At 64.6% G+C, this 13015-nt stretch carries 14 protein-coding genes; 6 read left to right on the forward strand and 8 right to left on the reverse strand.

Annotated elements, in window-relative coordinates; translation table 11 throughout:
- Nucleotides 1-20 precede the first annotated feature (20 nt).
- On the forward strand, nucleotides 21-347 hold the full coding sequence (locus E5Z01_RS11485) for a YnfA family protein (protein WP_135229484.1): 327 nt from the start codon (nucleotides 21-23) through the stop codon (nucleotides 345-347).
- Between the two features lie 20 nt (nucleotides 348-367).
- Here E5Z01_RS11485 and E5Z01_RS11490 read toward each other — a convergent pair whose 3' ends face one another.
- On the reverse strand, nucleotides 368-682 hold the full coding sequence (locus E5Z01_RS11490) for an antibiotic biosynthesis monooxygenase family protein (protein WP_135229485.1): 315 nt from the start codon (nucleotides 680-682) through the stop codon (nucleotides 368-370).
- An 81-nt stretch (nucleotides 683-763) separates the two neighbouring features.
- Here E5Z01_RS11490 and E5Z01_RS11495 point away from each other — a divergent pair, with 81 nt between their 5' ends.
- Nucleotides 764-1147, forward strand: a complete 384-nt coding sequence (locus E5Z01_RS11495; protein ID WP_135229486.1) for a YbaN family protein — start codon at nucleotides 764-766, stop codon at nucleotides 1145-1147.
- A gap of 65 nt (nucleotides 1148-1212) precedes the next feature.
- Nucleotides 1213-2052, forward strand: coding sequence for a hypothetical protein (locus E5Z01_RS11500; protein WP_135229487.1), 840 nt, complete (start codon nucleotides 1213-1215; stop codon nucleotides 2050-2052).
- On the opposite strand, the gene nadA is transcribed toward E5Z01_RS11500, so the two are convergent.
- Genes nadA through nadB form a run of 3 tightly spaced genes read right to left on the reverse strand, consistent with a single transcriptional unit; the run spans nucleotide 2039 to nucleotide 5441 of the window.
- A complete protein-coding gene (gene nadA, locus E5Z01_RS11505; RefSeq protein ID WP_135229488.1) occupies nucleotides 2039-3037 on the reverse strand; it encodes a quinolinate synthase NadA in 999 nt (332 codons plus the stop codon). The genes E5Z01_RS11500 and nadA overlap by 14 nt on opposite strands.
- Nucleotides 3034-3885 carry a carboxylating nicotinate-nucleotide diphosphorylase gene (nadC, locus tag E5Z01_RS11510; protein WP_135229489.1) on the reverse strand — a complete coding sequence of 284 codons (852 nt, stop codon included), beginning with the start codon at nucleotides 3883-3885 and terminating at the stop codon, nucleotides 3034-3036. Before nadC ends, nadA begins: the two co-directional genes overlap by 4 nt.
- Nucleotides 3879-5441, reverse strand: a complete 1563-nt coding sequence (nadB, locus tag E5Z01_RS11515; RefSeq protein ID WP_135229490.1) for an L-aspartate oxidase — start codon at nucleotides 5439-5441, stop codon at nucleotides 3879-3881. The genes nadC and nadB overlap by 7 nt, the downstream gene beginning before the upstream one ends.
- Before the next feature lie 599 nt (nucleotides 5442-6040).
- On the opposite strand from nadB, the gene E5Z01_RS11520 reads away from it, so the two are divergent.
- Nucleotides 6041-6493, forward strand: a complete 453-nt coding sequence (locus E5Z01_RS11520; RefSeq protein WP_135229491.1) for an LOG family protein — start codon at nucleotides 6041-6043, stop codon at nucleotides 6491-6493.
- A 43-nt stretch (nucleotides 6494-6536) separates the two neighbouring features.
- Here the strand turns inward: E5Z01_RS11520 and E5Z01_RS11525 are convergent, their stop codons facing one another.
- On the reverse strand, nucleotides 6537-7409 hold the full coding sequence (locus tag E5Z01_RS11525) for an EamA family transporter (RefSeq protein WP_135229492.1): 873 nt from the start codon (nucleotides 7407-7409) through the stop codon (nucleotides 6537-6539).
- A 61-nt stretch (nucleotides 7410-7470) separates the two neighbouring features.
- Between E5Z01_RS11525 and E5Z01_RS11530 the strand changes: the two genes are divergently transcribed.
- On the forward strand, nucleotides 7471-7980 hold the full coding sequence (locus tag E5Z01_RS11530) for a MarR family winged helix-turn-helix transcriptional regulator (protein ID WP_135229493.1): 510 nt from the start codon (nucleotides 7471-7473) through the stop codon (nucleotides 7978-7980).
- A 90-nt stretch (nucleotides 7981-8070) separates the two neighbouring features.
- Nucleotides 8071-8808 (forward strand): uracil-DNA glycosylase, encoded by a 738-nt coding sequence (ung, locus tag E5Z01_RS11535; RefSeq protein ID WP_135229494.1) that lies wholly within the window; start codon nucleotides 8071-8073, stop codon nucleotides 8806-8808.
- Nucleotides 8809-8911: 103 nt separating this feature from the next.
- On the opposite strand, the gene E5Z01_RS11540 is transcribed toward ung, so the two are convergent.
- From E5Z01_RS11540 to menC, 3 genes are all read right to left on the reverse strand, one after another.
- Entirely contained in the window at nucleotides 8912-10489 is a 1578-nt protein-coding gene (locus E5Z01_RS11540) for an ABC-F family ATP-binding cassette domain-containing protein (RefSeq protein ID WP_240738326.1), read from the reverse strand.
- 299 nt (nucleotides 10490-10788) lie between these two features.
- Complete coding sequence (locus E5Z01_RS11545) at nucleotides 10789-11568, reverse strand: GNAT family N-acetyltransferase (RefSeq protein WP_240738328.1); 780 nt, start codon at nucleotides 11566-11568, stop codon at nucleotides 10789-10791.
- Nucleotides 11565-12674 (reverse strand): o-succinylbenzoate synthase, encoded by a 1110-nt coding sequence (gene menC / locus E5Z01_RS11550; RefSeq protein WP_135229495.1) that lies wholly within the window; start codon nucleotides 12672-12674, stop codon nucleotides 11565-11567. Before menC ends, E5Z01_RS11545 begins: the two co-directional genes overlap by 4 nt.
- Between the last annotated feature and the right edge of the window lie 341 nt (nucleotides 12675-13015).

Below are 13015 nucleotides of genomic sequence, written 5' to 3' on the forward strand. Positions count from 1 at the left end.
TTCCCGACTAAAGTGAGAGGGTGCTGCGTTCCGTTGCGTTGTTCGTGCTGGCCGGGCTGGCTGAGATCGGTGGGGGTTACCTGATGTGGTTGTGGCTGCGCGAAGGCCGCAGCGTCTGGCTTGGTCTGCTGGGGGCGTCCATTCTGGTGCTGTACGGCGTGTTGCCCACCCTGCAACCGGAAGCGTTCAACTTTGCCCGCACTTACGCCGCTTATGGCGGTCTGTTCATCGGGCTGTCGCTGTTGTGGGGCAAAGTGGTGGACGGTCACGCGCCCGACACACCCAGTCTGGTGGGGGCGGCGCTGGCGCTTGTGGGCGCGGCGGTTATCGCTTACTGGCCGCGCTGAGCCGCGTCAGCTCACAACGTTCAGTCGATGCCGCTGCCGCCGATTACGTCGTGAATTTCCAGTTCGTTCGGGCGGGGAAAGGCCTCCGGGGGCAGCGTGTTTCCGCCCTTGTGGCCCTCCTTGAAGCCGGGGGCAGTGCGCCAGGCCTCGAAGGCCTCGCGGGACTCCCACAGGGTAAGCACGATAAAAGGTTCGTCCTGAACAGTGGGCTTCAGGATATAGCTGCACAGAAAGCCGGGGCGGTCATCGACCTGACGTGGCCGGGCGTGAAAGCGGGCCTCGAAGGCGGCGTGGTAGTCCGGGTGAACGTAAATGCGGTTGGAAACCGTGATCATGTGCGGCCAGTGTAAGGCCAGGGTAAGGTTTGTGTCGCTGTTCACGCCGTTCATGCCGGAATGCGTTAGGCTTCCTGGGTGATGCCGCCCCGACCCTCTCGCCTGCGCCCCGTGTGGTTGACGGTGGGTTTTTTCCTGACCGGCCTCGGGTTTCTGGGGCTGGTGCTGCCGGGATTTCCTGGCACGGTGTTCTTTATCCTGGCCGCCGCCGCTTTTGCCAAGGGTGACCCGAAATGGGAAGCGTGGCTGCTGTCCCGCCCGGTGGTGGGTGAACTGGTCAGCGATTACCGCGCCGGGCGCGGCATGCCCCTGCGGGCGAAATGGATCGCCTGCGTGTGCATCGTGCTGGCGGTTTCATTCAGCCTGACGCGCATCCCTGTTCTTGTGGGGCAGATCGCGTGGGTACTGGTGGGCCTGGCTGGCATCTGGTTCATCACTCTGCGCACACCGACCAAGCGCCCTTAACCCGGCCGGGCTTGCTGGGCCATCTGGCCGATGCGGCCCGCCCGGGGTTCGGGCATGCTGCTGCGGTGGACGTTCTAAATATTCGCGTACCGGCGTCTCTGGCGGCGCAGTGGCGGGCGTGGCTTGCGCCGCCGCGTCAGCCCTTCTTCCTGACGGCTGGGGAAGAGGAGCGGTTGGGGTTCCCGTGCTTGCCACGTGTCGAGGCCGCGTGGACAGAGGTGGAACGCGATACCTTCACGGTGTGGCGGATCACCCAGGAAGCCGACCGGGTGACGTGGCTGACGTGGAACGATTGGGACGCCCTTTCGCCGTCCGTTCAGCGGGAACTGTTGCGGTTGCAGGTGCGTCACGGGCGTGGAAATGTGCCACTGGGGCGGCATTACGCCGATCTGCTGCCGGGTCTACCGGCGGAGCGGTTGCTGTGGCGGCCTGAGCACCTGACGCCTGAAGTCCTGGCGCGAATCGTGGCGGCGGACGGGCAGGCGTGCCAGCGGGCGCAGGTGCCGCAGCGTGTCTGGGAGCAAGCCGCGCCGGTGCTGCCGCGTGTGCGGGAACTGGCGGGAACGTTCTCTGACGGCGTGGGCAACTGCTTCGGCGCGGTCATGGGCGCGGCAGGTGTGGCGGACGCTGAAGGGCAGTGGGTGGTGCGCGAACCCTTCGAGGCCTTCCTCAGGGAACGCGCCAGGCCAGGCGGACGCGACGACGCCCCTGGTACGCTGCTGGTGTGGCGCAGCGCCGCTGGATCGGTGCAGCATGCGGCGCTCACACTGGGCGGCGGCTGGGCCTTCGAAAAACCTGCGCAGACGTGGTGGACGCCCCGCGTGGTCTTGCCGGTGCGCCAGTTGATCAAGGCAAACCGCGCCCCAGGCCAGAGGCTTGGGCGTTCCGTCCTCAACCCAGCTTGACCATGCGCTTAATGGGCCTTAGTGCCCGCACCCGAATGTCCTCCGGCACGGTCACGCGTGGGGTCAGGGTGCGCAGGCTGTGCAGGATGTTCGTCAGGGTAATCATTTTCATGTACTCGCAGCAGGCGGTGCGGCTGACCGGAATGAATTCCTTGTCCGGCACGTCGTGTTGCAGGCGCGTGACCATGCCTGTTTCGGTCACGACGATAAACTGGTCTGCGCTGCTTTGCTGAGCGCGGTGCACCATGCCTTCGGTGGAGTACAGTTCCAGTTCAGGGTAAAGGGCCAGGATTTTACTGCTGCACCCGCATTCTGGGTGAATCAGCAGCTCCGCGTCCGGGTACTGCCTCTGCTGATGGGCGATGTCCTCGGGGCGAATGGCTTCGTGGACGTGGCAGGCGCCTTGCCAGACGTCCATGTGGCGTCCGGTGTGCCGCATGACGTGCGCGGCCAGGAAACGGTCCGGTGCGAACAGCACAGGCGCGTCTTTCGGAAGACTTTCCACGACAGCCACGGCGTTTCCGGACGTGCAGCAGTAGTCGGATTCGGCTTTCACATCGGCGGTGGTGTTCACATAAGTGACGACCAAGCCGCCGGGATGGTTCTCTTTCCAGGTGCGCAGGGCCTGGGCGGTAATGGTGTCCGCCAGCGAACAGCCGGCCCGCAGGTCGGGCAGCAGCACGGTCTTGTCGGGGTTCAGAATGGCGGCGGTTTCCGCCATGAAGTGAACGCCCGCAAATACGATCACGTCCGCAGCGGTGGCGGCGGCCTGCCGGGACAGGCCCAACGAGTCACCCACGTAATCTGCGATGGCCTGGACCTCCGGGCGCTGGTAATTGTGCGCCAGAATCACGGCGTTCTTCTCTTTTCGCAGTTGATTAATTTCGTCAATGGTGGCCTGGTCGTCTCCCATGACTTCCAATTGCAGCAGGTCACGGTTAGGTGTCTGGGCTGGGGGTACAACAGGGTGATAAGGGTTGCTCATGGGGTGTTCTCCGGAGTGAGGGGCAGGAAATTCAGGCTGATGTCGAGGGCAGGGGCGGAGTGCGTCAGTGCACCTACCGACACGAAGTCCACGCCGCTGGCGGCAATGACGGGCAGGCGCATGAGGGTCACGTTGCCACTGGTTTCCAGCGTGACATGCGGGGCCAGGTGGTTTCTGAGCTGCACCGCGTGCGTGAGCTGCTCGTCACTGAAGTTGTCCAGCATAACGCGCTCGGCTCCGGCATTCAGGGCTTCTTCCAGGCCACTCAAATCCGGGACTTCACACAGGACTTTGAGCAGGTAACCCGCCTCGCGCGCTTGCTGAACGGCGGCAGTAATGCCCCCGGCCGCCACGATGTGGTTGTCCTTGATCAGGATGCCGTCGTCCAGGCCGATACGGTGGTTCAGGCCCCCGCCGCAGCGCACGGCTTCTTTCTCCAGGTCGCGCCACAGTGGCGTGGTCTTGCGCGTGTCCAGGAGGCGCGTGTGCGACTCGCCCAGCGCGTTCACATAACGGCGCGTGGTGGTGGCGATCCCCGACAGGCGTTGCAGCAGATTCAGCGCCACGCGCTCCCCGGACAGGAGGCTGCGGGCAGGGCCGTGCACCGTGCCGAACCCCCCACGTTCACGCTGGTCGCCGTCTTTCGCCTCCCAGACAACGGTGACACGCTCGTCCAGCAGGGCGAAGACGCGGGCGGCGACAGCCAGGCCGCTCAGTACGCCCGGCTGTTTCAGCAGAAATTGTGCGCTGGCAGGCGTGTCCGCGCGAACGGTGCTCTGTGTGGTCACGTCACCACGGCCCAGGTCTTCGGCCAGGGCGGCTTGAATACGGTCATCCAGGGTCAACATAGGTTCCTCTTCAAGGGGGGAGCTGTACTGTTGGTGTGCGGCACGCTGTTCAGCACGGTTTCTTGCCCACTGCGGTGAATGATTGTGTGCATAGGCGCGGTTCCGTCCGGGAAATCCACGCGGGCATGGCCGCCCCGCGATTCTTGGCGGGCCAGTGCGGAGCGCAGCAAAAGCGGGGCCAGTTCCCGTAGATTGCCCGCCTCAAGGTTCGGTATGCTCGGTTCGGCCGTCACTTCGGGAGGCGGCAGGGCATCCAGGGCACTCAGGCCGGAGCGCAGCAGCGCCTCGCCCCGGATCAGACCTGCCGCCTGTCCCATGATCTGCCGTACTGCCTTTACCACCTGCCTATCAGCCACACCCACGGAAGTGGCTTCGCCCCAGTCCGGCGCAGGGTGAGGATCATCCAGCGCGGCATTTGCGGCGCGTTTCCCAAATACCAGTCCCTCAGACAGCGAGTTGCTGGCCAGGCGATTGGCGCCATGTAGCCCGGAAGAGGCCACCTCACCCGCCGCGTACAGACCGGGCAGGCTGGTTCGCCCATGCAGGTCGGTCTGCACGCCCCCAATGGTGTAATGCACGGCTGGCTCCACTGGAATGGGGTCGCGGCCCAGATGCAGCCCCAGTTCTGCCAGCGAGGCCGTGACCGTGGGGAAACGCCGCGCCAAAAAGGACTCGCCCAGATGACGTAAATCCAGGAAAACGTTGCCGGTACGTTCACGTTCCGCAGCGATGGCGCGGGCCACCACGTCTCGCGGGGCCAGTTCCAGCAGCGCGTCATAGCGCGACATGAAACGTTCCCCCATTGCATTCACTAGAAAAGCCCCCTCACCACGGGCCGCTTCTGTGACCAGCCGCGCCCGGTTCCCGGTGACGACGGCGGTGGGGTGAAATTGCACGAACTCCAGGTCGCGCAGAACCGCCCCCGCCCGGAAAGCCAGCGCCAGACCATCTCCCGTACCTTCCGGCGGTGCCGTTGTGACCGGGAATAACCCGCCGTAGCCGCCAGATGCCAGCAGCACCCCGCCTGCCCGAACCATCACCGGTTCTGTGGGGGTCAACAGGTCGGCGCCGACCACCCGCCCGTTGCGAACACGTAGATTGCGAACGAAAGTGCTTTCCAGTAAATGTAACCCCGCTGCACGGGCCTTTACCAGCTGTGTGCTCAGGGCGGAACTGATGGCCCAGCCCGTCGCGTCTCCGACATGGCGAATACGCGGCACACTGTGGCCCCCCTCCAGCGTCAGGTCCTGACCGAACGGCACGCCAGCTTTCCGCAGGCCATCCACCAGCTCCCGCGCCTCACGGACGAACACGTTCACGGTGGTCTTGTCGCACAGGCCGCGCCCGGCCCGCACCGTGTCGGCCGCGTGCACTGCGTCGTCCTGGCCGTTCACGGGCGCAGCAATCCCCCCTTGTGCCCAGCAGGTTGAACCGCCCCGCAAGGCCCCTTTGGTCACCAGCAGCACCCGCGCTCCCCGTGTTGTGGCGGTCAGGGCCGCGAATGCTCCGGCCACGCCGCTGCCTATGACCAGCAAATCCACCTCCACCTTCCGCATGAGGACAAGCGTACTGTCATCTTCCGGTCAGGCGCTGTGCGGTTGCTGCGGTGTCACCCACCCAGAGGCACCTCAAACTGCACAGCGCACCGTTATTTCGGACAGTCTGCCCTTGCCACGCCGCTGTCCCCGACTTGCACTGTGGGGTAACAGGATTTCCAAGAGATGTTTCATCAGCCTTCCAACCCTTCGGCGCCGAAAGAACTGCGCCGACAAGAAAAGGAAACAGTGTCACGGACGTGAAATCATCCTATACCCCTTAAAAAAAGAGCAGGGCAGGATGGTCACTGGGTACAAAAATCGGTGTCCCGAGGTACAGCGGTGCCGAGGCTAGCCGCGCGGACACCAGTCAGCCTTTGTCAGCCTTTCCCGTCACAGGCACGCCGCACAGATGTGGCAGCGGGCGGTCAAGCCGTTCTTTACCTGGAGAAGTGTGGACTCGTTCATAGAAATGCTGCTCAAGTACGTATGAAACGGCAACGGCTTGGGCTGCGTCAATCCGCTGGTTGATGACAACGCCCTGGCATCATTCGAGGCGCCCTTCATCTGACAAAAGTTGCCCTCTTGATCCCGGCCTGTGGTGCGGCGCACCCTGGGGCATGAACAGCGGCACGCCGCATTACGCGCTGGATCAGATGACCGAGGATGCCTGGCGGATGTTCCGCATCCTGGGCGAATTCAGCATCGGGTTTGACCGCATGGCCCACCAGCAGGTTTCGCTGGTCACGGTGTACGGCAGCGCCCGCACGCCGCTGACCGACAGGTACTACGGCCTGTCCGAGGAACTGGTGGTACGCGCCGGGTTCGGCGTGGTCACGGGCGGCGGCCCCGGCATCATGCAGGCCGCCATCTCTTTCGTCGGTGAGGCCCACTGGCGCGGCCTGGTGGAGTGGTTCAGCACGTCCCTCGTGCAAAACGGGGCCATCGCCCCGGACGGCCTGAACCTTTTCAAACTGATAGATGACGTGACCGCCATTCCCGCCGACGTCCTGAACTACCGCGACCCCGCGCAGGTGGACGGCTTCAAACGCCCCACCGCACTGGAACGGTGAAGGGCCGAGGGACTGGCCGGCAGGGGCGGCCAAGGGGAGCCGTTTACATCGCCAGGGCCGTAACCCGGCGGCGTTCCGGCAGGGCCGCCAGGAGCACGCTGGCCAGAATAAGAGCCGCCCCCGCTGCCTGGGGCGCACTGAGTCTGCTGTGCGCCACGAAGTAGTCGAGCATCAGGGCCGTGAAGGGGCTGAGCGGCCCCAGCAGGCTCACCTGCTGCACGGGCAGGACGGTCAACCCGCGTTGCCACAGAATGGCGGTCACGGCGGTGCCGATCAGGGTCAGGAAAGCCAGCGCCGCCCAGCCGGCAGCGTTCACGTGTCCCAGCGCAGCGAAGCTTCCCAGGCTCAGGGGCAGCAGCATGAGCCCGCCCATAACCAGCTCCCAGGCGGCCTGATCGGCAGGTTTCGCACCGGGCGGCAACCCCCAGCGTTTGAAGAGCACCACGCCCAGCGCGTTGACCAGCGCAAACCCCACGGCGTACAGAATGCCCAGAGGACTCAGTGTGACTTTGGCGGTCAGGCTGATGAGCGCCACCCCCAGCAGACCCGCCGCTGCCAGCGCCAGATTCCGGGCACTGGGACGCTGCCTTAGCAACGGCCACGCCAGCAGAACGACCAGCATGGCAGTGCTGCCGCCGATGGTGGCGGCCACCCCGCCCGGCAGGTGCAGCGCAGCGGCGTACAGCAGCACAAAAAACAGGCCCTGGCGCAGCAGCCCCAGTATGGCTACGCGGCCCCACCACCCGCGGGGCGGCAGGCGGCGCGGAAACAGGATCAGCAACAGGAACCCGGCGGGCAGAATGCGTAATGTTCCCAGCAGCGGGGCGGGCAGCTCATTCAGGTACGTGGTGGTGATCAGGTACGTGCTGCCCCACACCAGCGGAGCCAGAGCGGTCAGCAGCATTACCGGGTTCATGCGGAAAGTATAGCCATTTTATTTCGTCGTCGAAATAAGCCCGCTGGCTTATCCTGACTCTATGAACACCGCGCGCCTGCTCGACCGCATTGTGCAGGACTGGGCCGCCGCCTCGCCCGGCACGGACGCCGTGACCATGCGCCGCTGCATTCTTCTGAAACGGACTGCTGGCGCCGTTGCCGACGAGATCGAGCGTGTACATCAGCAACACGGCCTGAATCACGCGCTGGCCGACCTGCTGTTTACCCTGTACCGCAGCGCCCCACCTGAGGGCATGACGCCCGGCGAACTCACGGAACTCGCGGCGGTGACGCCCAGCAGCATTACTAACCGCATTGATAGGGTGGTGCAAGAAGGCCTGGTCGAGCGCACCACCGACCCGCACGACGCCCGCTCGCGCCGCATTCGCCTCACGCCAGCCGGACGGGCCAGCGTCGAAGCCCATCTGCCGGCACACGTCAGCAATGAACAGCACCTGCTTTCCGGCCTGACGCCCGATGAGCAGCAAACACTGGAAGACTTGCTGCTGAAACTCGTGGGGCATCTGGAGCACCGCACAGGCGAACGCTGACTGTTCACCGCTTACGTTAATAACGTCTCCTTGGTTTTAAGCGCGAATGCATGAGGAACCCGGCAAAATAGGCAATCAAGGAGAATCCTCATGCCCGAACAACCCGATCTGTTTGGCACGGCCCGCGAACGCAAATCCCTGATGCCCGCCGGACTGCCCCAGAGCTGGCAGGACGCCCTGGGGGGCGAGTTTGCCGCCCCTTACTTCCACGAGCTGAAGGACTTTCTGGTGCAGGAACGCCGCGAGCACACCATCTACCCCCCGGCGCCTGACGTGTTCAACGCCCTGCGGTACACGCCGCTGGAGAACGTGAAAGTCCTGATTCTGGGGCAAGACCCTTACCACCGCCCCGGACAGGCGCACGGCCTCAGTTTCAGCGTGCGCCCCGGCGTCCCCGTTCCCCCCAGCCTGCGCAACATCTACAAGGAATTGCGTGAGGACATTCCCGGCTTCACCGCGCCCCGCCACGGCTATCTGCGCGCCTGGGCCGAACAGGGCGTGCTGCTGCTGAACGCCGTTCTGACCGTTCGCGAAGGCCAGGCGAACAGCCACCAGGGCAAAGGCTGGGAGACCTTCACCGATGCCGTCATTCGCGCCGTGAATGCCAGAGAGGAGCGCGTGGTTTTCGTTCTATGGGGCGCTTACGCCCGCAAGAAAGCCAAACTGATTACCGGTAAGCAGCACGTCATCATCGAGTCCGCGCACCCCAGTCCCCTCAGCGAAGCCAAATTCCTGGGCACGCGCCCCTTCAGCAAGGTCAACGCCGCCCTGGAAGAAGCCGGACGCGGCGCCATCGACTGGCAACTTCCCGCACAAGTCGGCGAGTGAGAGAACGCCCCGCTGCCCAGAGTCCTTGCCAGGCGAGCGGCAGAACATCTATAAACGACTGGCCGAGCCTCCACACTGTTCACTGGAGGCCGACCCGCGGCTCTTAAACGGGCCTCTCCTCGACGCTTCCGTTTCCGGTGGCCCACACCCGGGTGGCGACCCCGGCCACCAGCCGGCGGTCATGGCTGGCGAGGAGGACGGTGCCGGGGAAGCTGGTCAGCAGGTCTTCCAGGGCTTCGATCATGCGGATGTCCAGGTGGTTGGTGGGTTCGTCGAGCACCAGCACCTGCGCCCGCGTGACGCTGAGGCGGGCGAGGCTCAGGCGCGTGCGCTGCCCGCCAGACAGGTCGGCCAGCGCGAAGGCCGGGCCGGGGAGGTGCACCTGCGCGGCCACCTCGAAAAGCTGGTGCGGCGTCAGGGCCGGGTTGGCGTCCAGCAGGGCGTCTCCCACCGTGTTCAGGCCGCGCAGTTCCTCGCCGTGCTGCCCGGTCACGTACAGGGTCAGGCCCGCGCCCCACTTCACTTCGCCCGTGTGCGGCAGGTGGCCCAGCAGCGCAGCAATCAGGGTGCTTTTGCCGCTGCCGTTGGGGCCTGTCAGCGCGATTCGGTCACCACGCCGGACGTGCAGACTGACCCCGCTCAGCACGGCGTGACCGTCACGTTCCACGCTCAAGTCCTTAACGGTCACGACTTCGGCTGCGCCGGGCGGGGCCGGTGGCAGGTCAAGGCGCACCATTCGCCTGTCCTGAAAGGGTTTGCTGACCGCCTGCGCGTCCAGACGATCAATCTGCTTTTGCATGGCTTTTGCCCGCGCCGAGAAAATCTGTTGCCCACGCTCCGACTTGAACGTGGAACGGAATTTGTCACTGTCCTTGGCGCGTTTGCGGTTCTCCTCCACGCTCCCCTTGCTGGCCTGCCGCCGCTGTTCCTCCTCAAGGGCGGCTTTCTTGCGTTTATAAGCGTCGTAATGGCGCTCCTGGGCTTCACGCAGGGTGGCTTTCAATGCCATGGCCGCGCTGTAATTCCCAGGGTAAACCGTCAGCGTTCCGCGCTCCAGTTCGGCTGTCCGGGTCGCCACGGCATCCAGAAAAGCCCGGTCATGACTGGCCAGGATGAACGCCGCGCCCGACGCCTGAATCCATCCCTCAAGCCATTTCGCACCGTCCAGATCGAGGTGGTTGGTCGGTTCGTCCAGCAGGTAAACGTCCGCCGGGGAAAGCAGCAGGCGCGCCAGCATCACGCGCCTCACCTGACCGCCCGAAAGCTGATCCGTTCGTGCCGACGCTTCCAGCCCCAGACCGTTCAGGACGGCGTTCGCTCGCGCCCCAAAGTCGTAACCGCCCAGCGTGCGGTAAAATTCCTCGGCTTCAGAAAACTCGGTCAGGTTCTGCTCTGAGGCGTCACCGAGGCGTTCGGAGGCGCTTTCAAAAGCCACCCTCGCCCGCGTCAGTTCCGGCGGTGTCACTGCCTCCAGCACGCGTTCCTCACCCACATCGGCCTGCTGGGTCAACAGTGCCAGGCGCCCCGCCCGCGTCACTGCCCCTGCATCCGGCGCGTCCAAGCCCGCCAGTACGCGAAAGAGCGTACTTTTCCCACTGCCGTTCTCCCCGATCAGGGCCAGGCGGTCACCCGTACCCACCTCGATATCCACACCATCAAAAATAGTGACGTCGCCAAACACACGGGCGACACCCGACGCACGCAAAAGCAAAACAAACCTCCCAGCAGATCAACGCCGCCCAGGCCTGGGCAGCCAGCGAAAAACATTTGATCCGGGGTCAGTTACGCAACGTCACCAATCCTTTGAAAGAGGGAAAACCGAACAACCAGGAAACCCGGTGTTATGGGCAGCATAAGGCACGGCCGGCGCAGTAGGCCAGATGGCGCAGGGCCGACAACCCGGTGGAGCAAGGGATGAGGACGCTGCACCTTGTCCAGTCTGGAGAGGGACGCAGGTGAAGGTGACACCCACCGGGAGTCTCAGGGGCGCGTCAGCACGTAGTAGGCGCGGTTCGGCTCGCGCGCCAGGTCGGTCACCACATACCCATGCGCCAGCGCTGTACTCAGCGCGTCCCGGAGCGCCAGTCGCCAGGCCAGTTTCTCGGGACCGTGCGTTTCCTGAAGCGGAACTTCGACAAGCAGCGTCTCCCCATTCAACTCCGCGCCCTGTTTTTCTGGCCGGCCTTCCGCGTTGGCCTTCAGCAGCTCAACCCCAGCGGGGGCCGGAGCGAGTTTTTCGGTGCCGGGTCGGGTCAAGTCCCATTCGATCAGGAGGCGGTCGGCGGGAAAGGCCGTGGCGCTGTCCGTGCCCATGGCGTACCAGTCCGGGCGATACTCGGTGGCTTTCGCGCCGAGCTTCCCGAGGTTCAGGCGGGCGTTGCGCGTCACCAGTGGGTCAAACGTCCACGTCATGCGCTTCAGGCCCTGCGCCAGGGCGCGTTCACGCTGGGCGTGCTTGAGGGCCACTGCCATACCGGAACCGCGCCAGTCGGGGTGAACAGCGAGCAGGTGAGAGTGGTGCCACAGTTCGCCGTTCACCCAGGCTGGGAAGCCGTAAGCGAAACCGGCGGCGGGCGCCCCCTCCTGGTCTGCAGGGTAAGCGGCCAGGACGATGCCTCCCGTGGCCGCGCTGATGCGCAGCATGGTGGCCGGCAAAACCTCCAACTCCGGGTAGCCCCACGCGGCCTGCTGGACGTTTTCCAGTTCCCGCATGCGCCACGGGTCGGTCACGTCCCGGATGACGAAGGCGCGGGTGGTCAAGCGTGCTGCTCCTCGTGCAGTTCGGCGATTCTGGCAATGAATTCGCGGTTGAGGCTCACCCCCGTGCCGGGGCCGCTGGGAACAGGCATCAGGCCATCGGCGGCTTCGAGGGGTTCGTTGATGATGTCCTGTTCCCAGTAGCGGCTGGCGCTGCTGGTGTCGCCGGGCAGTTTGAAGTTGGGCAGGGTGGAGAGGTGGATATTGTGCGCGCGTCCGATACCGCTTTCGAGCATGCCGCCGCACCACACCGGTGCACCGAAACTCGCGGCGATGTCGTGTACGCGCCGGGCCTCGGCGTGCCCACCCACGCGGCTGACCTTCAGGTTGATGACCCCGCCCGCATGCATGGCGAGGGCTTTGCGGGCGTCCTGGGCACTGGTGACCGATTCGTCAAGGCACAGGGGCGTGCGGATGCGTTTTTGCAACTCGGCGTGGTCCGGCAGGTCATCCCACGCCAGGGGCTGCTCGATATACACCAGGTCGTACTCGTCCAGGGCGCGCAGCCGGCCGGTGTCGGCCAGGGTATAGGCGCTGTTGGCGTCCACCGTGAGTTTGATGTCGGGGAAGGCCTCGCGGGCAGCGCGAACCGGTTGGATGTCCCAGCCGGGTTTGATTTTCAGCTTGATACGGCGGTAGCCCTGCTCGACGTGCCTGCGAACGATGTCGACGGTGGCCTGCTCGTCGCTTTGAATTCCCAGGCTGACGCCGACCTCCACCTTCTCTTTGCGCCCCCCAAGCAACTGCCCCAGGGGAACTTCGAGGGTTCTGGCCCATAAATCCCACGCGGCCATTTCCACCATGGCGCGGGCCATCTTGTTGCCCCGAAAGTCGCCCAGGGCGTCGTAGAGGGCTTCCGGGTTGGCAAAGGTCTTGCCAAGAATGCGGGGCAGGAACACCGCCTTGAGGAGATGCAGCGCGCCGGTAATGGTTTCCTCGCGGTACATGGGTGCGGCTTCCATGGTGCCTTCGGCCACGCCTTCCAGGCCGTGGCCGTGCAGCACGAGCAGCGGCACCACTTTTTCGGTCTGCACGCCGAAACTGGTCTCGAAACGGAACTTGAGGGGCAGCCTGACAATGATCACTTCAGCCGATTCGATTTTCAACATGCCTTTCAGTATGAGCCGCCGATGATGTTGCCGGGGGAGGCGGAGTGGACAGCCTCTGCTAAAGCCCTACGGCATCGGGATTTCCAGCCCAGCGAAATGGATGAAGGCGGCATCAGCCCCAGGCAGTTGACAGATTGAAGCCAGGCCCGTATAGTTTCTGAGCCTCGAACGCGAGGCGAGCAGAATGAAAAAAGAAGAGCAGCAAAAGCGAGAGCAGGAACACCCGACAGGGTGAGCGAGCGGCTAACCGCGAGGTTGGCTCCAGATTCGCGCAAGGAACCTACGGGTTCACACAAGCCCTACGGGGCAAGCCAAGCGAAGTGAAGACTGACCTTGGATCA

Source organism: Deinococcus fonticola, from assembly GCF_004634215.1.
GTDB classification, from domain to species: Bacteria; Deinococcota; Deinococci; order Deinococcales; family Deinococcaceae; genus Deinococcus; species Deinococcus fonticola.